The following is a 22,505-nucleotide window of genomic DNA, read 5'->3' as shown; positions in this document are numbered from 1 at the left end:
ATTCTAGCATGGTGATTTGTCAAACTTGCTCTAAACATATCTTCTATCGTGCGCACCGAGCACAGTAGCGCCGCCATGCATTACTGCTATGATTGCGCCATAAACTTTCATTTTAGTCATTAATTTCTCATGAGTTCAGCAAGCACCGCGGCCACCCGCCCGCGCCGCATCCTCATGGTCGGCACCGGCCTGCAGGCCCACGGCGGCATCACGGCCGTGATCCGCTCCTACCTGGAAGTGGGCCTGTTCGAGCAGTGGGGCGTGCGCTATGTGTCCACTTACGAAGGCAAGGGCAAGCTGACCCAGCTGCGCACCATGGCGTCCGCGCTGTGCCGCATTACAGGGCTGCTGGCGGCGCGGCGGGTGGACGTGGTCCATGTGCACAGCGCCTCGCGCGGCAGCTTCTGGCGCAAGTCGCTGGTGGCGGCGCTGGCTTGCGCGTTCCGCGTGCCCTATGTGTTCCACCTGCACAGCGGAGAGTTCCCCGATTTTTATGCGCGCGACTGCGGCCCGCTGGCGCGCGCCTGGGTGCGCCTGGTGCTGCGGCGCGCGGCGCGCGTGGTGGTGGTGGCGCCGCGCTGGCGCGCCGACGTGCTGGGCATCGAGCCGGCCGCGCGCGTGGCCGTGGTCGGCAACCCGGTGCGCGTGCCGCCGCTGCTGGCGCCGCTGCGTCCCGCGCGCGCGGACGGCGCGGCCAACGTGCTCTTCCTCGGCCGCCTGCATGAAAAGAAAGGCATCTTCGACCTGGTGCGCGCCATGCCCGCCGTGCTGGCCGTGCTGCCCGCCACCACCTTCGTGTTTGCGGGCGACGGCGAGGCCGAGGCCATAGGCGCGCTGGCGAGCGAACTGGGCGTGGCGCATGCGCTGCGCCTGCCCGGCTGGGTCGACGGCGCCGCCAAGCAGCAGCAGCTGGAGCAGGCGGACCTGTTCGTGCTGCCCACCTACTTCGAGGCGCTCGGCGTGGCGCTGCTGGAGGCCATGGCCTGCGGCGTGCCCGTGATCGCCACGCCGGTGGGCGGCATTCCCGATTTTATCGACGACGGCGTGGAGGCGCTGCTGGTGCCGCCCGGACCGGGCACGGCGCTCGCCGCCGCCATCGTCGCGGCATTGCAGGACAGTGCGCTGCGCGCCCGCTTGCGCGAGCGGGCCTTTGCGCGCGTGGCCCGCGAGTACGCCTTCGACGCCGTGCTGGGCCAGCTGCGCGCCATCTACGCCGAGCTGGGCGTGCCGCTCAGTCCGGCCACCGTGCCGCCGGCCGCCGCGCGCACTGCCTGACCCAGCCGTGCGCCTGAAAATGCTGCACTGCGATTAGTATGTTGTCTCTTTGATCTGTTTTTTAGGAATGATATGGCTATGATTTACCTGGTCGCCGGCGCGCGGCCGAACTTCATGAAAATCGCTCCCATCGTGCGCGCGCTGCAGGCGCACGGCGGGCTGTCGTTCAAGATCATCCACACCGGCCAGCACTATGACCGCGAGATGAACGACGTCTTCTTCGAAGAGCTCGGCATTCCCCAGCCCGACCTGTTCATGGCCGCCGGCGGCGGCAGCCACGCCCAGCAAACCGCCAAGATCATGCTGGCCTTCGAGGAATTGTGCATTGCACAGCGCCCGGACGCGGTGCTGGTGGTGGGCGACGTCAATTCCACGCTGGCCTGCTCCATCGTCGCCAAGAAACTGACCATCCCGGTGGCCCACGTGGAAGCGGGCCTGCGCAGCGGCGACATGAGCATGCCGGAGGAGATCAACCGCCTGGTCACGGACAGCATCAGCGACTGGTTCTTCGTCACCGAGCCCAGCGCGGTGGACCACCTGCGCCGCGAGGGCAAGCCGGAAGCGGCGGTGCACTATGTGGGCCACGTGATGGTGGACAACGTGCTGTTCCAGGCCGACAAGCTGGCGGCCAGTGGCGCGGTTGCCCACCTTGGACTGGAGAGCGCCGCCATCAAGGCCGGCCTGGGCCTGGCGCCTGGCCAGCGCTACGGCGTGGTGACCTTGCACCGCCCCAGCAACGTCGACGATCCGGCCATGCTGGCCCAGCTGGCCGGCGCGCTGCGCGACATCGCGCGCGGGCTGCCGCTGGTGTTCCCGGTCCATCCGCGCACCCGCGCCAACCTGGAAAAATTCGACATCAACCTGGGCCCGGACATCACCCTGGTCGGCCCGCAAGGCTATATGGCCTTCCTCGACCTGTGGAAGGACGCCGCCCTGGTGCTCACCGACAGCGGCGGCCTGCAGGAGGAAACCACGGCGCTGGGCGTGCCCTGCATCACCCTGCGCGAGAACACCGAGCGCCCGGTGACGGTGGAGGAGGGCACCAATGTGCTGGCCGGGACCGTGCCGCAGGCCATCACCGCTGCGGCGGAGCAAATCCTGCGCGGCGAAGGCAAGCAGGGCCGCCGTCCCCACCTGTGGGACGGCAAGGCGGCCGAACGCATCGTGGCCGTGCTGTCCCGGGAACTGAACAAGGAGCGTGCGGTATGAGCGAACGCATAACCATGATGGGCTGCCAGGTCGATAATCTGACCATGGAAGAGACCCTGCAAAAAATCGACGGCTTCATCCAGACCGGCCGGCCGCACCAGCACGTGGTGGTCAACGTGGACAAGCTGGTCAAGGCCGCGCACGACGCCGAGCTGCGCCGCATCATCAACGAATGCGCGCTGGTCAATGTGGACGGCATGCCGGTGGTGTGGGCCTCGCGCCTGCTGGGCAAGCCGCTCAAGGAGCGCGTGGCCGGCGTGGACCTGTTCGAAGCGCTGATGCAGCGCTCGTCCAGGACCGGCTGGCGCGTGTTCCTGCTGGGCGCGCGCGAGGAAGTGGTGTCCGAGGTGAAGCGGCAGTACGAGCTCAAATATCCGGGCCTGACAGTGTGCGGCTACCGCAACGGCTACTGGAAGCCGGAAGAGGAAGCCGGCGTGGTCGAGCAGATCCGCGAGGCCAGGGCCGACCTGCTGTTCGTGGCCATCAGTTCGCCGAAAAAAGAGCATTTCCTGGGCCAGTACCAGGCCCATATGAAAATCCCGTTCGCCATGGGCGTGGGCGGCACCTTCGACGTGGCGGTCGGCCGCGTCAAGCGCGCCCCGCTGTGGATGCAAAAGTCCGGGCTGGAATGGTTTTACCGTTTTCTGCAGGAGCCGCGCCGCATGTTCCGGCGCTATTTTATCGAGGACATGGCCTTTGTCTGGCTGTTCCTGAAGGAAGCGGCGCGCCGCTGATCCCAACAAGAGGAAGAATAAAATGACGACAGTTGCAGTTATTGGCCTGGGCTATGTTGGCCTGCCCCTGGTGATCGAGTTCGGCAAGCATGGCCGCACCATCGGTTTCGATATTTCGCAAGCCAAGGTGGATGCCTGCCGCCACGGCACCGACCCCTCGCGCGAACTGAGCGACGAGCAGATGGCCGCCTCCGCGCACGCCGAATACACCGCCGACCCGGCCATGCTGGCCGAGGCCGACATCATCGTGGTGGCCGTGCCGACCCCGGTCGACAACGCCCACAACCCCGACTTCACGCCGCTGGTGGGCGCCAGCAAGAGCGTGGGCAAGCACATGAAGGACGGCGCCATCGTGGTCTACGAGTCCACCGTGTATCCGGGCGCGACCGAGGAAGTGTGCATCCCGGTGCTGGAGCAGGCCTCGGGCAAGAAATGGAAAGAGGGCTTCAACGTCGGCTACTCGCCCGAGCGCATCAACCCGGGCGACAAGCACCACACCTTGACCACCATCCTCAAAGTGGTGGCGGGCGACACGCCGGAGACGCTGGAGCAGGTGGCCCAGCTGTACGAGCGCATCGTGGTGCCCGGCGTGCACCGCTGCACCAGCATCAAGGCCGCCGAGGCCTGCAAGGTCATCGAGAACACCCAGCGCGATCTGAACATTGCGCTGATGAACGAGCTGGCCATCATCTTCGACAAGATCGGCATCGACACCTCCGAAGTGCTGCAGGCGGCCGGCACCAAGTGGAACTTCCTCAAGTTCAGCCCCGGCCTGGTGGGCGGCCACTGCATCGGCGTCGATCCCTACTACCTGACCCACAAGGCCGAGCAGCTGGGCTACAACCCGCAGGTGATACTGGCCGGACGCCGCATCAACGACGGCATGGGCAAATACATCGCCGAGCAGACCGTCAAGAACATGATCGCGGCCGGCAGCTACATCAAGGGCGCGCGCGTCAACGTGCTGGGCCTGACCTTCAAGGAAAACTGCGCCGACCTGCGCAACTCCAAGGTGGGAGACGTCATCAACGAGCTGCGCGATTTCGGCATCGAAGTCTTCGTGCACGACCCCTATGCCGACGCCGACGAGGCCATGCACGAATACGGCGTGCGCCTGTACGGCTGGGACGACCTGCCGCGCGCCGACGCGGTGGTGGCGGCCGTGTCGCACGCCGAGCTGCTGGCGCGCCCGGTCGAGGACATCCAGAAAAAACTGATCAAGGGCGGCTGCTTCATCGACGTCAAAGCGGCGTTCGACAGCGCCGCGCTGAAAGACGCCGGACTGTGCGTCTGGCGCCTGTAAGTACACAAGGGGCCGCTTTCGGCCCCTTTTTAGATTAAGGAGCGAACGCATGAAAGCGATGATATTGGCAGCCGGCAAAGGGACGCGGGTCCGGCCCCTGACGTATGACCTCCCCAAACCCATGATCCCCATCCTGGGCAAGCCCGTCATGGCCTACCTGGTCGAGCACCTGGCCCGCTACGGCATTACGGAAATCATGGTCAACGTCAGTTATCTGCACGAGAAGATCGAGGAATATTTCGGCGAGGGCCACCAGTTCGGCGTGCAGATCGGCTATTCCTTCGAGGGCTACACCAACAACGAGGGTGAGGTCGTGCCAGAACCGCTGGGTTCGGCGGGCGGCATCAAGAAGATCCAGGAATTCGGCGGCTTCTTCGACGACACCACCATCGTGCTGTGCGGCGACGCCATTATCGACCTGGACATCAAGTCGGCGCTGTTCGAGCACCGCCGCAAGGGCGCGCTGGCCTCCGTCATCACGCGCGAAGTGCCATGGGACAAGGTGCCCAGCTACGGCGTGGTGGTGACGGACGCGGACGGCCGCATCCGCGCCTTCCAGGAAAAACCCAGGCAGGAAGAGGCGCTGTCCAATTTCGCCAGCACCGGCATCTACATCTTCGAGCCGGAAGTGATCGACCTGATCCCCGCCGACCGCCCCTTTGACATCGGCTCCGAGCTGTTCCCCCTGCTGGCCGAGAAGGGCCTGCCGTTCTACGCCCAGCAGCGCAAATTCAACTGGATCGACATCGGCAGCGTCAAGGATTACTGGGAAGTGCTGCAAAGCGTGCTGCTGGGTGAAGTGGAAAACATGAAAGTGCCCGGCATCCAGGTCGACGAAGGCCTGTGGGTGGGCCTCAACACCAGCATAGACTGGAGCGGCGGCACCAGGATAGAAGGACCGGTCTATATCGGCTCCGGCGCCAGGGTGGAAGCGGGCGCCCACATCGTCGGACCGACGTGGATAGGCCACGGCAGCCACGTTTGCAGCGGTGCGGAGGTGGTGCGAAGCGTGTTGTTCGAATATACTCGCGTGTTACCGGATGTTACCTTAGAAGAATTAATTGTCTTTAAGGACTATAGTGTCGACCGAGCTGGTGAAATGAAACACGTTTCGGAATATGAAACGGGTGAATGGGCAAACGCCCGCGACCGCCGTCGCCGCCGCAGGCAAGAAGAATTACTCTACAAATAATTGGATCATCACCGCATGAAAATCTATCCCGTCATTCTGTCCGGCGGCGCCGGTACCCGTTTGTGGCCGCTGTCGCGCGCCGTGCTGCCGAAGCAGCTGCTGCCGCTGGTGGCCGACAAAACCATGCTGCAGGAAACCGCGCTGCGCGTGGCCGGCCGTGCCGCCACCAGCGCCGAGCTGATGGCGCCGCTGGTCGTGTGCGGTAACGAGCACCGCTTCCTGGTGGCCGAACAGATGCGCGAAATCGGTGTCAAGCCGCTCGGCATCCTGCTCGAGCCGGTCGGCCGCAACACCGCGCCGGCCGTGGCCGCCGCCTCCCACTACCTGAAGGCCATTGACGCCGACGCCATTATGCTGGTGCTGCCGGCCGACCACGTCATCAAGGACGTGGATGCCTTCCACCAGGCCGTGGAGCGCGCGCTGGTGATGGTCAAGGACGGTTCCCTGGCCACCTTCGGCATCGTGCCGACCGCGCCGGAGACCGGCTACGGCTACATCCAAAGCGGCGCCGGCGCTGGCGCCGAGCATTGCTACAAGGTGGACCGCTTTGTTGAAAAGCCGAACCGCGAAACCGCCGAAGGCTTTGTTGCCGCTGGCAATTATTACTGGAACAGCGGCATGTTCCTGTTCCGCGCCGACGCCTACATCGCCGAACTGGCGAAATTCCAGCCCGAAATCGCCGCCGCCGCCGAAGCGGCCGTGCTGAAGGACTACCGCGACCTGGACTTCTGCCGCCTGGACGAAGCCGCCTTCACCGCCTGCCCGTCCGACTCCATCGACTACGCCGTGATGGAAAAGACCCAGCACGCCGTGGTGGTGCCGGCCGACATAGGCTGGAACGACGTCGGTTCCTGGTCCGCTCTGCACGACGTGCTGCCGAAAGACGCGGACGGCAACGTCACCCGCGGCGACGTCTACCTGGACGGCGTGCAGGGCACGCTGGTGCGCGCCGAGAGCCGCATCGTGGCCGTGGTGGGCGTGAAGGACCTGGTCGTGGTGGAGACCAACGACGCCGTGCTGGTGGCCCACAAGGACCAGGTGCAGCGCGTCAAGCAGATCGTCGACCACCTGAAGACCAAGGACCGCACCGAACACCTGCACCACACCAAGGTCTACCGTCCGTGGGGCTGCTATGAAGGCATCGACATCGGCGAGCGCTTCCAGGTCAAGCGCATCACGGTCAATCCGGGCGGCAAGCTGTCGCTGCAGATGCACCACCACCGCGCCGAACACTGGATCGTGGTCAGCGGCACCGCCCGCGTCACCTGCGGCGACAAGGTCACGCTGCTGACGGAAAACGAATCGACGTACATCCCTATCGGCATGAACCACCGCCTGGAAAACCCGGGCAAACTGCCGCTGCACCTGATCGAAGTGCAGTCCGGCAGCTACCTGGGCGAGGACGACATCGTGCGCTTCGAGGACGTGTACCAGCGCGCCTGATACGCTTTCCAGGCGCCCATGAAAAAACCCCGCACGCTTCGCAGCGTGCGGGGTTTTTTTGTGCCTGGATGCGGCTTACAGCACGTCGCTGGCATGGTCCGCCAGGCGCGAGCGTTCGCCGCGCGCCAGGGTCACGTGGCCGCTGTGCGCCCAGCCCTTGAAGCGGTCCACCACATAGGTCAGGCCGCTCGAACCTTCGGTCAGGTAAGGCGTATCGATCTGCGCGATGTTGCCCAGGCACAGGATCTTGGTGCCGGGGCCGGCGCGCGTCACCAGGGTCTTGACCTGCTTAGGCGTCAAGTTCTGCGCCTCGTCGATGATCAGGAACTTGTTGACGAAGGTGCGGCCGCGCATGAAGTTGAGCGACTTGATCTTGATGCGCGAACGTATCAGGTCCTGCGTCGCCGCGCGGCCCCATTCGCCGCCGTCGCTGTCGGACTTGTTCAGCACTTCCAGGTTGTCGTCGAAAGCGCCCATCCACGGCGACATCTTCTCTTCCTCGGTGCCCGGCAGGAAGCCGATGTCTTCGCCCACCGGCACCGTGACGCGGGTGACGATGATCTCGTTGTACAGCTTGGTCTCCAGCACTTGCGCCAGGCCGGCGGCCAGGGCCAGCAGGGTCTTGCCGGTACCGGCCTGGCCCAGCAGGGTGACGAAGTCGCACTCCGGGTTCATCAGCAGGTTCAGCGCGAAGTTCTGCTCGCGGTTGCGCGCGGTCACGCCCCACACGCTGTTCTTGTTGTGGCTGTAGTCGCGCAGGGTTTGCAGCACGGCGGTCTTGCCGTTGATCTGCTTGACCTGGCCGTAGAACGGCGCCTCGCCGCTGGCCGGCTCCAGGAACACGAACTGGTTCACCAGCAGCGTCGGGATGACCGGGCCGGTCACGCGGTAGAAGGTGGCGCTCTGGCCGTTCTTGTTTTCCTGCCAGGACTCCATGTCCTTGCCGTGCTTGTTCCAGAAGTCGTCCGGCAGCTGCACGATGCCCGAGTACAGCAGGTCGGTGTCTTCCAGCACGTGGTCGTTGAAGTAGTCCTCGGCCGGCAGGCCCAGCGCGCGCGCCTTGATGCGCATATTGATGTCTTTCGACACCAGCACCACGGCGCGGCCCGGCTGTTCATCTTCCAGCGAACGCACCACGCCCAGGATCTGGTTGTCGGCCTTGCCTTGCGGCAGGCTGGACGGCAGTTCGGCGATCTGCAGCTTGGTCTGGAAGAACAAACGGCCCTTGGCGTCCTTGTTGCCCAGCTTGGACAGCGGAATGCCGTTCTCGATGGCGTCGTCGTCGGTGCTGCCGACCAGCGCGTCCAGCGTGCGCGAGACCTGGCGTGCATTGCGCGCCACCTCGGTCATGCCTTTCTTGTGGTTGTCCAGCTCCTCCAGCGTCATCATCGGCAGGTAGACGTCGTGTTCCTCGAAGCGGAACAGCGAGGACGGATCGTGCATCAGCACGTTGGTGTCGAGCACGAACAGCTTGGTGCTGCCTTCCTGGTCGGCATGGCGGCTGGTGGACGACTTGAGCACCACTTCCACCGGCTTGTGCTTGGCCGGATGCGGCGCTTCGGCCAGTACCGGCGCGTTCTTGCCGCGCGGCGATTTGGCCTTGGGCGCCGGCGCTGGTGCAGCGGCGGGCGCTGGCGCAGCCACGGGCGCCGGAGCGGCTTTCAACAGGGCGGCTTTCTTCGCCACCGGCTTGGCGGCGGCGGTCTTGGCCTTGGCGGCCGGTGCTGCGACAGCGACCGGCGCTGCTGGTACAGGTACTGGGACGGCTTTGGCGGTCTTGGCTGCAGGCGCGGCCTTGACCGGGGCTTTCTTCGGCGCGGCGACAGGCGCCAGTTCAACAACAGGCAAAGGCTGGGGACGAACGCCGCTGGCCTTCGGGTAATCTTTTGCAAGCAACAGGGTCGCTGGCTTGGTAGGCAGTTTTGGCAGTGGCATCAGAATCTCGATCTAAAAAATGCTGGAAGGGTCCGCCCATAGGACGCGCCGCGCAGATAGCGGCGCATGGGGTGGATGCTGACGAAAAGGAATATAAGAACTGCCGCGGGCGGGTAGCGCCCGTTGAATGTACCGGTCGGTGGCCGCAGCCACCTGGTACAGTTGGTGGGAGAACTTTGCAGACTCAAAATCTATATTTAGGTGCGTCGATTGATTGGTGCGCTCTATGATTTCACAAATTCCAGTACTTCATCCACGTGACCGGCTACCTTCACGCCTCTCCATTCTTTCACCAATCGGCCGCTACCGTCAATGACAAACGTGCTGCGCTCGACGCCGCGCACGGTCTTGCCATACATCTGCTTCATCTTCATGACGCCGAACAGCTGGCAGACGGCCTCGTCCGGGTCGGAAATCAGCTCGAAAGGCAGGCCCAGCTTGGCCTTGAAGTTCTCGTGCGACTTCAGGGAATCGCGGCTGATGCCCACCACCTCGGCGCCGGCGGCCAGGAACTGCTCGTGCAGGTCGCGGAAGGCCATGTTTTCCGTGGTGCAACCCGGAGTATTGTCCTTGGGATAGAAAAACAGCACGGTATGCTTGGCCGGGCGGCCGGACAGCTGGAAGGTCTTGCCGCTGGTCATGGCGGCGGAAAAATCGGCGACGGTTGCTACGGATGGGCTATCAGCCACAGGTGCTCTCCTGGACGGTGGCGCTGGCGCGTGGACATGCTGGTTGCTGGCAGCGTACCCAGCGGCGCGTAGGTGGGGACGAAAGTTTGTTATTCAAGCTATTTTTCGATGATCAGGGCCAGCGTCACCTTGCGGCCCTCCGCCATCAGGATGTTGTAGGTGCGGCAGGCGGCGTTGGTGTCCATGCACTCCACGCCGATATGCCGGTTCACCAGCGGGGCGCTCAGTTTCGGGTGCACAAAGCGCTGGCGCTCGCCGGTGCCCAGTATCACCACGTCCGGCGCGTCGGCCAGCAGCTGCTCGAAATGCTCGGTCGTTAGCTGCTCGAAACTGGCCACCGGCCAGGGGCGCGGCGGCGTTTCCGGCAGCACGACCAGGCTGTAGTCGTAGGGCAGGGCGTTGATTTCTACGCCGCCGGCGAAATAGCCGGTGACGGTCTGGTAGGCCTGGGTGCTGTTGGCGTGGAGCTTCATAATTAAGTCTATGCGTAAGTAACTGTACGTAAAGTGGCGTAAAGGGACGCGATACAGACCGTTATTGTAACGTTTTCCCTTGATCTGCGGCCCGCGAAGGTTGATTTAATGAAGCGCTTTCGGCAGAATGGGTATTTTCGCAATGCACCATTTGCGCGCATCGCCCCAAGCAGCGGCCCTTATGGCCCGCGACGGGGCCCGTTTTCTCGATAGGATTAGATTTTGCGACCGATTACCAAGTCGAACAAGCTGGCCGAAGTTTGCTATGAAATCCGCGGCCCCGTGCCGGAGAAGGCGCGGCAGATGGAAGAAGAGGGCCACAAGATCACCAAGCTGAACATTGGCAACCTGGCCGTGTTCGGCTTCGACCCGCCGGACGAAATCGTGCATGACATGATGGTCAACCTGCACAACGCGGCCGGCTACACCGACTCCAAGGGCATGTTCGCGCCGCGCAAGGCGGTGATGCATTACACGCAAGGCAAGAACATCGCCGGCGTGGCGATCGACGATATCTACCTGGGCAACGGCGCCTCCGAGCTGATCGTGATGGCCATGAACGCGCTGCTCAACACCGGCGACGAAGTGCTGGTGCCGGCGCCGGACTACCCGCTGTGGACCGCCGCCGTGAGCCTGTCCGGCGGCACGCCGGTGCACTATGTGTGCGACGAGCAGCAGGACTGGTATCCGGACATCGAAGACATGCGCCGCAAGATCACCAGCAACACCAAGGCCATCGTCGTCATCAACCCGAACAATCCCACCGGCGCGCTCTATCCGAACGAGGTGCTGCTGCAGATCATCGAACTGGCGCGCCAGCACCAGCTCATCATCTACGCCGACGAGATCTACGACAAGGTGCTGTACGACGAAGCCCAGCACACCTCGATCGCCTCGCTGGCGGACGACGTGCTGATGGTCACCTTCAACGGCCTGTCGAAGAACTACCGCGCCTGCGGCTACCGCGCCGGCTGGATGGTGGTCTCGGGCGAGAAACGCCATGCAAAAGATTACATCGAGGGGCTCAACATGCTGGCCTCGATGCGTTTGTGCGCAAACGCGCCGGGCCAGTTTGCCATCCAGACTGCGCTCGGCGGCTACCAGAGCATACAAGACCTGGTGGGCCCCGGCGGGCGCCTGTTAAAGCAACGCGATCTGGCCTACAAGCTGCTGACCGATATTCCGGGCGTCACTTGCGTCAAGCCGAAAGCCGCGCTGTACATGTTCCCGCGTCTTGATCCGAAGATCTATCCGATCGCGGACGACCAGCAATTCGCCTACGACTTGCTGGCAGAAACCAAAGTACTGATAGTCCAGGGCACCGGATTCAACTGGATTGCGCCCGACCACTTCCGAGTCGTGTTCCTGCCGAACACCGACGACATGACGGAGGCGTTCGGCCGCATCGCGCGCTTCATGGAAGGCTATCGCAAGCGCCACGGCAGCCCCATCTGATCAACACAGCGCCGCGCCGGCGCCGCCGGCCGCGCTGCAAGGAACTCACCAATTATGAAACCCATCAAAGTAGGCCTGTTAGGCGTCGGCAATGTCGGCTCCGGCACGTTCAACGTACTGGAACGCAACCAGGAAGAAATTCGCCGCCGCGCCGGGCGCGGCATTGAAGTGGTGGCCGTCTCGGCCCGCAACCTGGAACGCGCCAAGCAGCGTACTGGCGGCAAAGTGAAAGTGGTCGCCAACCCGTTCGACATCGTCAACGATCCGGAAATCGACATCGTCGTTGAGCTGATCGGCGGCTACGACGAGGCCAAGGCGCTGGTGCTGCAAGCCATCGCCAACGGCAAGCACGTGGTCACCGCCAACAAGGCGCTGCTGGCCGTGCACGGCAACGAAATTTTCGCCGCCGCGCAAGCGAAGGGCGTGATGGTGGCGTTCGAGGCGGCCGTGGCCGGCGGCATCCCCATCATCAAATCGCTGCGCGAAGGCCTGACCGCCAACCGCATTGAATGGCTGGCCGGCATCATCAACGGCACCACCAACTTCATCCTGTCCGAGATGCGCGACAAGGGCCTGGACTTCGGCACCGTGCTGAAGCAGGCGCAGGAGCTGGGCTACGCCGAAGCCGACCCCACCTTCGACATCGAAGGCGTGGACGCGGCGCACAAGGCCACCATCATGTCGGCCATCGCCTTCGGCATCCCGGTGCAGTTCGACAAGGCGCACGTGGAAGGCATCTCCAAGCTGGACGCGGTGGACATCAAGTACGCCGAGCAGCTGGGCTACCGCATCAAGCTGCTGGGCATCGCCAAGCGCGCCAAGGTCAACGGCACCGAAGGCATCGAGCTGCGCGTGCACCCGACGCTGATCCCATCGAAGCGCCTGATCGCCAACGTGGAAGGCGCCATGAACGCCGTGCTGGTGCAGGGCGACGCCGTCGGCGCCACGCTGTACTACGGCAAGGGCGCGGGCGCCGAGCCGACCGCCTCGGCCGTGATCGCCGACCTGGTCGACATCACCCGCCTGGCCACGGCCGATCCCGAGCACCGCGTGCCGCACCTGGCCTTCCAGCCGAATGCCATGACCGACATCCAGATTCTGCCGATGTCCGAGATCACCACCAGCTACTACCTGCGCCTGCACGTGGTGGACCAGCCGGGCGTGCTGGCCGACCTGACCCGCATCCTGGCCGACGCCACCATCTCGATCGACGCCATGATGCAGAAGGAACCGGCGGACAACGAGACCCATACCGACATCATCATCCTGACGCACCAGACCCAGGAGAAGAACGTCAACGCCGCCATCGCCAAGATGGAAGCGCTGAACACGGTGGTGGGCAGCGTGACGCGCATCCGCCTGGAAAACCTGAGCTAAGCCGGCATGGCGGGTTACGCGCTGCCGCGCTAACCCGCCAAGCGCCGCAATAATCAGCAACTCGATCATCCGCCGCCGATGGCCGGTGCTACTCTTGGCGCTCTCACCGGAGCCCGCCTTGAAGCCCATCATTCTCGCCCTGCTTGCCGCCGGCCACGCCAGCGCCGCCACCTGGTACGTTTCCCCCACCGGCAACGACGCCGCCAGCGGCGCCCGGGACGCCCCCTGGCTGACCTTCGCCCGCGCGCAGAATGGCGCCGCGCCCGGCGACACCATCTACTTCCGTGGCGGCCGCTACGCCTACACCGCCGCCGCCACCGCCTGCGCCAGCCGCACCGCCGTGGTGGACGCCGTCACGCTGAACAAAAGCGGCCAGGAAGGCGCGCCCATCCGCTACTGGGCCTATCCGGGCGAAACCCCGGTGTTCGACTTCTCCGCCATCAAGGACGACTGCCGCGTGAAAGGCATCAATGCCTCCGCCAGCTGGCTGCACCTGAAAGGCCTGGAAATCACCGGCGCGCCGCAGCAGCCCGAAAACCGCCTCAACCACGAATCCTGGGGCCTGTGGATCAAGGGCAGCCACAACATCTTCGAACAGCTCAACACCCACCACAACATGGGGCCGGGCGTGTTCATCGCGGACGGCAGCCACAATCTGGTGCTCAACAGCGACTCGCACCACAACTACGACCCCTACACCTCCAACGGCGCAGGGCAGAGCGCGGACGGCTTCGGCGCCCACATCAAGGCCAACCAGCCCGGCAACGTGTTCCGCGGCTGCCGCGCCTGGGCCAATACCGACGACGGTTTCGACCTGATCAAAGCCTACTCGCCGGTCACCATAGAAAACTCGTGGGCCTGGCAGCACGGCTACCTGCCGGGCACCAGCACGCCGCTGGCGGCGGGCAACGGCAACGGCATCAAGGCGGGCGGCTACGGCGGCGTGTACGCGGCCAACGCGGTCAAGCACACGGTGCGCTTCTCGGTCGCCTTCAACAACAAGGCCGCCGGCTTCTACGCCAACCACCACCCGCTGGCGATCGACTTCTTCAACAACACCGCCTTCGGCAACGGCGCCGACTACGACATGCGCGGCATCGCCCCCGACAACGCGCCGGCCAGCTTCGGCCTCTTGCGCAACAACATCGGCCGCACCATCCGCAACGCCGCCGGCGGCGACCAGGCCCACAACAGCTGGACCTTGCCGATCACCGTCAGCGACGCCGACTTCGACAGCGTCTCCGCCGAAGGCTGGGACGCCCCCCGCCAGCCCGACGGCAGCCTGCCCGTGCTGCCCAACTACCGTCCGCGCGCCGGCAGCGCCCTGATCGGCCTGGGCGCCTTTGAGGCCGCAGGGCAGGAAAAAAAATAGCCGGGCTGCGCAAACGCGGCCCGGCGAAAAGGTCTTACTCTGGGTAGGTACTACAACTTCAACTGCGGGTGCTACGAAACTGGATTACTTGCTCGCGACGGTCAGTTCGCTTTTCACTTCCTTCACGCCTTCCACGGCGGAGGCGGCCTGGATGGCTTTGGTGCCGATGTCGGTGTTGGCAACCTGGCCGGTCAGCGTGACCACGCCCTGGGCTGCGGTGACGCCCACGCCTTTGTAGTCGGCCAGCGCGGCCTGGACTTTCTTGCTCAGCGCGCCGTCGGTGGAATTGGCGGCGGTGCCCACGCCTGCCATGGTGCCTTCCTGCTGAGGCGCGGCGTAGGCGGCGGTGATCGAAGCGGCGCTCAGGGCGGCGGCGGCCAGCAGGCGGGTGATCATTTTGGTGTTCGTCATGTTTGCTACTCCATAAAGTTTTAAGGGAACGCCTTGTGACGTTGTCCTCTCCATTGCAAGCGGCGTGCCAGCCCCAAAAAAACCAATGAAATCAAAGCCTTGGCTTTTTTGCCAAGATTGACTTGCCGACAGGCAGCAAATTTGTCACATGATTTGTCGTGTGACGGCGACACATTTTGAGGCGATTTTCTCAAGCCATTGAAAACAAAGGGTTTTTTTTCTGTCGCCATGCGGCGACACGAAAAACGCTATGGCCCGCCGCACGGTGATTGGGTAGAGTCTGAACACCAGCCATAGGAGACCGCGCATGCAATTGTCCAACTACAAAACATCAACCAAGCTGGTGCTGGCCTTCATCGCGGTGGCGACGATAGGCGCGCTGCTGGGCGCCTACGCCATCTACAACATGAAGCGCATCAACGACGCCGACACCCGCCTTTACCAGCAGGAACTGATGGGCCTGTCCTACTTCAAGGAAGCCAATGTGGAGCGCCTGAAGGCCGTGGTAGGCCTGCGCGACGCCATCCTCGCCACTTCGCAGGCCGAGCGCGACAACGCCAACGCCCGCATCGCCGACGGCCGTGCCAAGAGCCAGGCCTTCATCGCGCAGGCCAGCAGCTTGTTCACGACGGAAGAAGGCCGGCGCCAGGTGGCCCAGCTGCAGGACGTGATCAAGGCCGATCAGGTCGCCGCCGACGGCCTGATGGCCCGCATCAAAGCCAGCGACATGCATGCCGACAGCGAACTGCAGCAATACATGCGCGCCAATGTGGTCCAGCCCAGCGTGCAGCTGGGCGTGGCCATGACCAAGCTGTCCCAGCTCAAGGAGAGCGAAGCCAAGGCCGTTGCCGAAGCCAATACGGACCTGTACGCCAGCAGCCGCAACGTGACCATAGTGCTGGTGCTGGCCGGACTGGCGGTGGGCGTCTTCCTCGGCTTCGCGGTCAGCCGCCACGTGACCAATCCGCTGGCGGTGGCGGTCGGCAGCGCGCACCGCATGAGCGAAGGCGACATGACGGTCGCCATGCAGGTGGAGGGCAAGGACGAAACGGCGCAGCTGCTGCAGGCGCTGGAAAACATGCGCGCCAGCCTGCAAGGCATCGTCGCCACCGTGCGCGAGGACGCGGACGGCGTGGCCACCGCCAGCAGCGAGATCGCCCAGGGCAATATGGACTTGAGCGCGCGCACCGAAAGCCAGGCCAGCGTGCTGGAGGAAACGGCGGCGTCGATGGAGGAAATCAGCTCGGCGGTGAAGCAGAACGCCGACAGCGCGCGGCACGCCAACCAGCTCGCGTCCAACGCGGCCACGGTGGCCGTGCGCGGCGGCGAAGTGGTGGCGCAAGTGGTCTCCACCATGCAGGGCATTAACGACGCCTCGCGCAAGATCGAGGACATTACCGGCGTCATCGACGGCATCGCCTTCCAAACCAATATCCTGGCCCTGAACGCGGCGGTGGAGGCGGCGCGCGCCGGTGAGCAGGGCAGGGGTTTTGCGGTCGTGGCCTCCGAGGTGCGCAACCTGGCGCAGCGCTCGGCGGCGGCGGCCAAGGAGATCAAGGCGCTGATCAGCGACTCGGTCGAGCGCGTGGACCAGGGCGCCCGGCTGGTGGACCAGGCCGGCGCCACCATGACGGAGGTCGTGGCCAGCGTGCAGCGCGTGAGCGCCATCATCGGCGAGATCGCGCTTGCCAGCAGCGAGCAGACCACCGGCGTGGAGCAGGTGAACCAGGCGATTATCGAAATGGACCACGTGACGCAGCAGAACGCCGCGCTGGTGGAGCAGGCGGCGGCCGCCGCCAAGGCCATGCAGGACCAGGCGGCCAGCCTGGCGCAAGCGGTCAGCGTGTTCAAGATCGAAGCCGGCGCCGCGCGCCAGCACGCCCCCGGCCGCGCGCTCGCGCTCAGATAAGCGGCAGCCCGGCCTATGGGTCGGGCGCGCCGTCGGCGCGGAACTGGGCCGCGTTCAGGTCATGTTTTTGCAGCAGGCGGTAAAACTCGGTGCGGTTGCGCTCCGCGAGACGGGCCGCGTCCGCCACGCTGCCGTCGGTGAGCTTGAGCAGCTGCACCAGGTAGTTGCGCTCGAAGCGCTGCTTGGCCTCCGTGTAGCTGAGCACCTCCAGCGATGGCACGCGCAGCGCGCGCTGCACCAGCGTGAGCGGCACCAGCGGTGCGGTCGCCAGCGCGCACACATGCTCCACTACGTTGTACAGCTGCCGCACATTGCCCGGCCAGGACGCGCGCGTGAGCGCCTCCAGCGCGCCCGGCGCAAAGCCGCTCACCGTCTTCTGGTACTTGGCCGCCAGCGCATGCAGAAAGCGCGTGGCCAGCAGCGCCACGTCCTCGCGCCGCTCCGACAGCGGCGGCAAGGTCAGCGTGATGACATTGAGCCGGTAGTACAAATCCTCCCGGAACTGGCCCTCCAGCATGGCCGCGTCCAGGTCGCGGTGGGTGGCGGACAGGATGCGTACATCCACCGGCCGGCCCAGGTCCGAGCCCAGCTGGCGCACCACGCGCTCCTGCAGCACGCGCAGCAGCTTCACCTGCAGCAGCAGCGGCATGTCGCCGATCTCGTCGAGGAACAGCGTGCCGCCGTCGGCCGCCTGCACCAGGCCTTCGCGGCTGTTCACCGCGCCCGTGTACGCGCCTTTCACATGGCCGAACAGTTCGGACTCCAGCAGCTGCTCCGGGATGGCGCCGCAATTGACGGCGATGAAGGGCGCTTTCGCGCGCCGGCTGGCGCGGTGGATGGCGCGCGCCAGCAGCTCCTTGCCGGTGCCGCTCTCGCCGCGTATCAGCACGCTCGCGTCGGACGCCGCCACCAGCTTGGCTTCGGCCAGCAGCTCCGCCATGGACTGGCTGCGGCTGATGATCTCCTCGCGCCAGCGCTCGTCGCCGCCGCCATGCGCCGGCGCCGGCGCGGTGAGGCTCAGCGCATGCTCGATGCGGTCCAGCAGTATCTTGGCGTCGAAAGGCTTGGTCAGATAAGCGTAGGCGCCCAGCGTGGTGGCCTCCACCGCGTCCGGTATGGTGCCGTGCGCGGTCAGCAGTATTACCGGCAGCGCGGGATACTGCGAGCGGATTTCCTGGAACAGCGCCATGCCGTCTCGGCCGGGCAGGCGGACGTCGCTCACCACCAGCTGCGGCAGCTCGATCGACAGCCTCGCCAGCGCCGCCTCCGCGCTGCCGGCCGACGTGACGCGGTAGCCATTGGCGGTCAGGCGCAGGGACAGCAGCCGCAGCAAGTCCGGATCGTCGTCCACCAGGAGGATGTGTGCGCCGGCCATCAGCGGCCTCCCTGGGAGGACGATTGCGGCGGCGGCCGCACCGGCAGATTGCGCTCGATGGCCTTCAGGCCTTCCAGCATGTCGTTCAACTGCTCGGTCTTGCGCTGGTTTTCCCTGAGCTGCGCGCTCAGTTTCTCGTTGTGCTCGGACAGCCTGCGCGCCTCCGCGCAGTGGCTGGACAGCAGCTGCGCCAGCGGCTTGAGCGACTGCGCCGCCGGCTCGCCGGAGGTGGCCACGCTGTCGAACTGCGCCTGCGCGCGCGCCAGGTCGCCGCTACCGCGCGTGAGCATCAATATCATGCCGATCTGCAGCGACAGCTTGGGCGTGGTCTGCTGCAAGCTCAAGCCGCTCAGCTCCTTCAGCAGCTCGCCTTGCGCCATGCGGCGCAGGCTTTGATGGTAGGCCAGCAGCGGCGCCACCTCGTCCTGCGGCGACACATGCGTGATCGGCGTCTGCGCCAGCGGCGCAACGGCCGGCGGCGGCAGCGCAACCTGCGGCGGCGGCGCCGGGGCGACGCATGCGGCCAGCAGCAGCGGCAGCACGGCAATCAGCACCGTATTCAGCACGGTAGCGAGCGGCGGCGGAACAGGCAATTTAGTGGTCATAAGGAAGTTCAATCCGAAAATGGGCTCCCGCCTGGGAGGGAAGCAATTGAAGCGCGCCGCCGTGCGCCTGCACGTATTCGCGCACTATGGATAGGCCGATGCCGTTGCCGCGCCGCGCCCCGGGCGGCTGGCGTTCGCCCTGGTAGAACGGCTCGAAGACGCGCTCCGCATCCTCCGGCGCCACGCCCGGCCCCTGGTCGATGCAGTCGATGCGCAGCAGGTCCCGGTGCTCGTCCAGCGCAAAGCGCACCACGCCGCCTTGCGGGCTGAAACGCAGCGCGTTCGACAGCAGGTTGCCCAGCGCGGCAGCCATCTTCTCGCGGTCCAGCGGCAGCGCGCGCGGCGCGCCCTCCACCAGCGCCTGCAGGCCGCGCGCCTGCATCTGCAACTGCTGGTTGGCGATCACCTCCTGCACCAGCGCCGCCGGATCGGTGGGCGCGAGCAGCAGATGCTGGGCCTCGAAATTGGCGGCGTTATAGCGCAGGAGGTCTTCAATCTGAGTCTGCAGCGAGGCCGTGTTGTGGCGCAGGATGGCGGCGATCTCGCGCTGCTGCGGCGTGAGCGCGCCCAGCACCTGGTCCTCCAGCAGCGCCACGCCCTCCACCAGCGCCGCCAGCGGCGTTTTCAGCTCGTGCGAGATATGGCGTAGGAAGCGCGACTTGTCGGCCTCCAGGTCGGACAGGCGCTGGCGCAGCCAGTTCAGTTGCTGGCCCAGCCGCCGCAGATCGTTCGGCCCCTCGACGGCGATGGCGTCGCCGTAGCGGTTCTCGCCCAGCCTGTGGATGGCCTGCTCGATCTGCTTCAGCGGGCGCGACAGCCAGGCCCCGAAACCCACCGCCAGCAGCGCCGCCAGGGCGATGGCGGCGGCCACCTGGCCGGTCAGCACGCCGCGCCGCTGGTCCAGTTCGTCGAGCAGCAGCTGGTTGCGGCGCTCCACCTCGCGCTTCACCTCATCCTCCAGGCGCTGGCTGATGGCGGGCAGGCCGCTGAGCGCCTGGTCCAGGGCCTGCACGCGGCCGGCGCGGCGCGCGCGCGGCGATTGCAGCACGGTCCACGCGGCGTCGCTGCGCTGCGCCCAGTCGGCGAAGGTGTGCGGCGGCGCGCCGGGCAAACCGGCCGCCACCGCCGCCAGCGCCGTTTGCGCATCGCGCCGCGCTTCGGCATAGCGCTGGCGGAAGGCCGGATCGTCCAGCACCAGATACTGGCGCGCGCTGCGCTCCATGGCCACGCTGCGTTCGGCCAGGCGCTGCGCGTTCTCGGTCAAGGCGACGGCATGCTGGCCGGCTTCGCGGCTATGGGCGGCGAGGCGGTCCAGTATCAGCAAGGCATGCACCGAGGTCGCGCTCAGCAGCACGGCGACCAGCAGAAACACGCCCAGCAGCAGATGGCGGAAAGACAGCTTGGGAAACATAGGAAACGGAGGCCGGACGGCTCAGCAGCATATCCAACGCATCATAGGGGAAAACCCCGAAACTCCGCGTCCGATTGGCCAGGCAGCCTGAGCCGCATTCGGGGTCAGGCCCCGAATGCGGCTCAGGCTGCTTGTAGGAGGGGGACTAGGCGGGGAAGGTGATGCTGACTTTCAGGCCTTGGCCGTGGGCGCCGTCGGCGAGGGCGATGGTGGCGCCGTGCAGGGCGGCAATGTCGCGCACGATGGCCAGGCCCAGGCCGGCGCCGCCGGGGTTGCGCTGCATGGAGGCGGCGGCGCGGTAGAAGGGCGAGAAGACGCGCTCGCGCTCGCTTTCCGGGATGCCGGAACCGCTGTCTTCCACTTCCAGCAGGCGCCCCGGGCCGATCCGCAGCGTGACGCCGCCGCCGTCCGGCGTGTAGCGCAGCGCGTTGTCGACCAGGTTGGCCACCATTTCGTGCAGCAGCAGCGCTTGGCCGGGCACCACCAGTTCCTGTTCCGCTTCCAGCGCCAGGTCGATATTGCGGCTCACGGCCGGCACCGCCAGCTCCAGCGCCACCTGCCGCACCAGCGCGCGCAACTCCACCGGCACCGGCTCCACGCCGCCGCTGTGCTCGATGCGCGCCAGCATCAGCAGGCGGTTGGCCAGGTGGACCGCCGAGTCGGTGGTGGCGGCGATGCCTTGCACCATGGCGCGCAGCGCGGCCGTGTCGCAGGGCGCGCGGTCCGCTTCGCGCAGCGCCAGCTCGGACTGCGTCTTGAGCACCGTGAGCGGGGTGCGCAGCTGGTGCGAGGCGTCGGCGATAAAGCGGCGCTGGCTGGCGATCAGGTCCTGGATGCGCGACATGGAGCCGTTCATCGCTTCCACCAGCGGCCGCACTTCCTTGTGCACCAGCGCGGGGTCGACGTCGGACAGGTCGGAGACGCTGCGTGTTTCCACTTCCACTTTCAAGCGCATCAGCGGCTTGAGCACCAGCCGCACCGCGAACCACACCAGCAGCCCGGTGGCCAGGATCAGGCCGGCCTGCCACAGCAGCGTGTCGAGCAGGATCTGGTTCGACAGCCCGCGCCGCGCGTCCAGCGTTTCGGCCACCTGGATCAGCGCGATGCCGCGCATGCTGTCGTCGTACACCGGCTGCAGCAGCGCGGCGATGCGCACCGGCTGGCCGTTGTACTTGGCGTGGTAGAAGCGCACCAGCGCCGGATAGGCTTCCGAGCGCGGCACATTGGCCGGCACCGGCGGCAGGTCGCCGAAGCCGGACACGGTCTCGCCGTTGATGCCGCTGACCTTGTAGAAGATGCGGCCCAGCGTGTCGGTCTCGAAGCTGTCCAGCGCCACGTAGGGCACGTCGGCCACCACCTTGCCGTCCTGTACCGAGACGCGTTCGGCCAGCGCGCGGGTGGAGGCCAGCAGCGAGCGGTCGTAGGCCATGTCGGCCGCGTCCAGCGCGTTGCGGTAGACCGAGACCGCGTCCAGCGCCATCAGGAAGATCAGCGGCACCAGCAGCCAGCGCAGCAGCTGGCCGCGCAGGCTGCCCAGCGCTGCCGGCTGCTGCGGTGGCGTCGGCCGCTCCATTACTCGGCCGGCTCGCGCGGCTGCAGCAGGTAGCCGATGCCGCGCAGGGTGGTGATGGCGGCCGCGCCGGGCTGGCTGCTCTCGAGCTTCTTGCGCACGCGGTGGATGTACAGGTCGATCGCGTCCAGGTTGGCGTCGTCCGCCAGCGCGAACACTTCGTCGAACAGTTTTTCTTTCGACACGGCGCGGCCGCTGCGGCTGATCAGCGCTTCCAGCACCGCATGCTCGCGCGGCGTGAGCGCCAGCGCCGCGCCGTGGTAGCTGAACATGCGGGTGATGGTGTCGAAACTGAGCGCGCCGCAGCTGTGCACCAGCGCCTCGTTGCCCACGCTGCGGCGCAGCAGCGCCTTTACGCGCGCTTCCAGCTCGGCCAGCTCGAAAGGCTTGGCCAGGTAGTCGTCCGCGCCCAGGTTCAGGCCCTGCACGCGTTCCTCCAGGCCGCCGCGCGCCGTCAGGATCAGCACCGGCGTCTTGCCGCGCGGGCCGCCGCGCGCGCGCAGGCGCTTGAGCACCTCCAGCCCGTCCATGCGGGGCAGGGTAAGATCGAGTATCACCAGTGCATATTCCTGCGTGTGCAGCAGGGCGTCGGCGTCGGCGCCGTTGTCGGCGCACTCCACCGTCAGGTGGGCGTCGCGCAGGGCTTTGGCCAGCCAGTGCTGCAGTTCGGTATGGTCTTCTACGAGGAGGATGCGCATGATTTTCGTGTTGCCGGGTGTATGCTCAGGCCTGCATCTTCCTCGCCGCGCCGTCAAAAGTAAATTCTT

The 22,505-nt window shown here is 65.8% G+C and carries 19 protein-coding genes; 10 read left to right on the top strand and 9 right to left on the bottom strand.

Annotated elements, in window-relative coordinates; all coding sequences use genetic code 11:
- Window positions 1–129 precede the first annotated feature (129 nt).
- The 6 genes from AC07S4_RS05610 to AC07S4_RS05585 all read left to right on the top strand — a co-directional run bounded on the left by AC07S4_RS05610 (window position 130) and on the right by AC07S4_RS05585 (window position 7,156).
- A complete protein-coding gene (locus AC07S4_RS05610) occupies window positions 130–1,275 on the top strand; it encodes a glycosyltransferase family 4 protein (protein WP_494985704.1) in 1,146 nt (381 codons plus the stop codon).
- A gap of 72 nt (window positions 1,276–1,347) precedes the next feature.
- A complete protein-coding gene (wecB, locus tag AC07S4_RS05605) occupies window positions 1,348–2,484 on the top strand; it encodes a non-hydrolyzing UDP-N-acetylglucosamine 2-epimerase (RefSeq protein ID WP_494985703.1) in 1,137 nt (378 codons plus the stop codon).
- Window positions 2,481–3,218: a WecB/TagA/CpsF family glycosyltransferase gene (locus AC07S4_RS05600; RefSeq protein WP_494985702.1), complete on the top strand. Its 738-nt coding sequence runs from the start codon at window positions 2,481–2,483 to the stop codon at window positions 3,216–3,218. The genes wecB and AC07S4_RS05600 overlap by 4 nt, the downstream gene beginning before the upstream one ends.
- 22 nt (window positions 3,219–3,240) lie before the next feature.
- Window positions 3,241–4,521, top strand: coding sequence for a nucleotide sugar dehydrogenase (locus tag AC07S4_RS05595; RefSeq protein ID WP_494985701.1), 1,281 nt, complete (start codon window positions 3,241–3,243; stop codon window positions 4,519–4,521).
- A 49-nt stretch (window positions 4,522–4,570) separates the two neighbouring features.
- Window positions 4,571–5,713 (top strand): nucleotidyltransferase family protein, encoded by a 1,143-nt coding sequence (locus AC07S4_RS05590; RefSeq protein WP_494985700.1) that lies wholly within the window; start codon window positions 4,571–4,573, stop codon window positions 5,711–5,713.
- Window positions 5,714–5,728: 15 nt separating this feature from the next.
- A complete protein-coding gene (locus AC07S4_RS05585; protein ID WP_494985699.1) occupies window positions 5,729–7,156 on the top strand; it encodes a mannose-1-phosphate guanylyltransferase/mannose-6-phosphate isomerase in 1,428 nt (475 codons plus the stop codon).
- Between the two features lie 75 nt (window positions 7,157–7,231).
- Here AC07S4_RS05585 and AC07S4_RS05580 read toward each other — a convergent pair whose 3' ends face one another.
- The 3 genes from AC07S4_RS05580 to AC07S4_RS05570 all read right to left on the bottom strand — a co-directional run bounded on the left by AC07S4_RS05580 (window position 7,232) and on the right by AC07S4_RS05570 (window position 10,253).
- Window positions 7,232–9,091, bottom strand: coding sequence for a PhoH family protein (locus AC07S4_RS05580; RefSeq protein ID WP_494985698.1), 1,860 nt, complete (start codon window positions 9,089–9,091; stop codon window positions 7,232–7,234).
- 224 nt (window positions 9,092–9,315) lie between these two features.
- Window positions 9,316–9,780 carry a peroxiredoxin gene (locus AC07S4_RS05575; RefSeq protein ID WP_494985697.1) on the bottom strand — a complete coding sequence of 155 codons (465 nt, stop codon included), beginning with the start codon at window positions 9,778–9,780 and terminating at the stop codon, window positions 9,316–9,318.
- Between the two features lie 98 nt (window positions 9,781–9,878).
- On the bottom strand, window positions 9,879–10,253 hold the full coding sequence (locus AC07S4_RS05570) for an Mth938-like domain-containing protein (RefSeq protein ID WP_494985696.1): 375 nt from the start codon (window positions 10,251–10,253) through the stop codon (window positions 9,879–9,881).
- Between the two features lie 222 nt (window positions 10,254–10,475).
- On the opposite strand from AC07S4_RS05570, the gene AC07S4_RS05565 reads away from it, so the two are divergent.
- From AC07S4_RS05565 to AC07S4_RS05555, 3 genes are all read left to right on the top strand, one after another.
- Window positions 10,476–11,708 (top strand): pyridoxal phosphate-dependent aminotransferase, encoded by a 1,233-nt coding sequence (locus AC07S4_RS05565; protein WP_494985695.1) that lies wholly within the window; start codon window positions 10,476–10,478, stop codon window positions 11,706–11,708.
- Between the two features lie 54 nt (window positions 11,709–11,762).
- On the top strand, window positions 11,763–13,085 hold the full coding sequence (locus AC07S4_RS05560) for a homoserine dehydrogenase (protein WP_494985694.1): 1,323 nt from the start codon (window positions 11,763–11,765) through the stop codon (window positions 13,083–13,085).
- Window positions 13,086–13,203: 118 nt separating this feature from the next.
- Entirely contained in the window at window positions 13,204–14,457 is a 1,254-nt protein-coding gene (locus AC07S4_RS05555; protein WP_494985693.1) for a right-handed parallel beta-helix repeat-containing protein, read from the top strand.
- A gap of 84 nt (window positions 14,458–14,541) precedes the next feature.
- Here AC07S4_RS05555 and AC07S4_RS05550 read toward each other — a convergent pair whose 3' ends face one another.
- Complete coding sequence (locus tag AC07S4_RS05550) at window positions 14,542–14,868, bottom strand: BON domain-containing protein (RefSeq protein WP_494985692.1); 327 nt, start codon at window positions 14,866–14,868, stop codon at window positions 14,542–14,544.
- 307 nt (window positions 14,869–15,175) lie between these two features.
- Here AC07S4_RS05550 and AC07S4_RS05545 point away from each other — a divergent pair, with 307 nt between their 5' ends.
- Window positions 15,176–16,777 carry a methyl-accepting chemotaxis protein gene (locus tag AC07S4_RS05545; RefSeq protein ID WP_494985691.1) on the top strand — a complete coding sequence of 534 codons (1,602 nt, stop codon included), beginning with the start codon at window positions 15,176–15,178 and terminating at the stop codon, window positions 16,775–16,777.
- A gap of 13 nt (window positions 16,778–16,790) precedes the next feature.
- Here the strand turns inward: AC07S4_RS05545 and AC07S4_RS05540 are convergent, their stop codons facing one another.
- From AC07S4_RS05540 to AC07S4_RS05520, 5 genes are all read right to left on the bottom strand, one after another.
- Window positions 16,791–18,152 carry a sigma 54-interacting transcriptional regulator gene (locus AC07S4_RS05540; RefSeq protein WP_494985690.1) on the bottom strand — a complete coding sequence of 454 codons (1,362 nt, stop codon included), beginning with the start codon at window positions 18,150–18,152 and terminating at the stop codon, window positions 16,791–16,793.
- A complete protein-coding gene (locus AC07S4_RS05535) occupies window positions 18,152–18,757 on the bottom strand; it encodes a hypothetical protein (protein ID WP_494985689.1) in 606 nt (201 codons plus the stop codon). Before AC07S4_RS05535 ends, AC07S4_RS05540 begins: the two co-directional genes overlap by 1 nt.
- Complete coding sequence (locus tag AC07S4_RS05530; protein WP_494985688.1) at window positions 18,747–20,168, bottom strand: sensor histidine kinase; 1,422 nt, start codon at window positions 20,166–20,168, stop codon at window positions 18,747–18,749. The genes AC07S4_RS05535 and AC07S4_RS05530 overlap by 11 nt, the downstream gene beginning before the upstream one ends.
- A gap of 145 nt (window positions 20,169–20,313) precedes the next feature.
- Window positions 20,314–21,741 carry a sensor histidine kinase gene (locus AC07S4_RS05525; protein WP_494985687.1) on the bottom strand — a complete coding sequence of 476 codons (1,428 nt, stop codon included), beginning with the start codon at window positions 21,739–21,741 and terminating at the stop codon, window positions 20,314–20,316.
- Window positions 21,741–22,436 (bottom strand): response regulator, encoded by a 696-nt coding sequence (locus AC07S4_RS05520; RefSeq protein WP_494985686.1) that lies wholly within the window; start codon window positions 22,434–22,436, stop codon window positions 21,741–21,743. Before AC07S4_RS05520 ends, AC07S4_RS05525 begins: the two co-directional genes overlap by 1 nt.
- Window positions 22,437–22,505 lie beyond the last annotated feature (69 nt).

Source organism: Pseudoduganella sp. GW821-FHT05F09 (genome assembly GCF_059419605.1).
The sequence above is the reverse complement of the archived record's forward strand: the minus strand, read 5'-3'. Positions and strand labels throughout refer to the sequence as shown.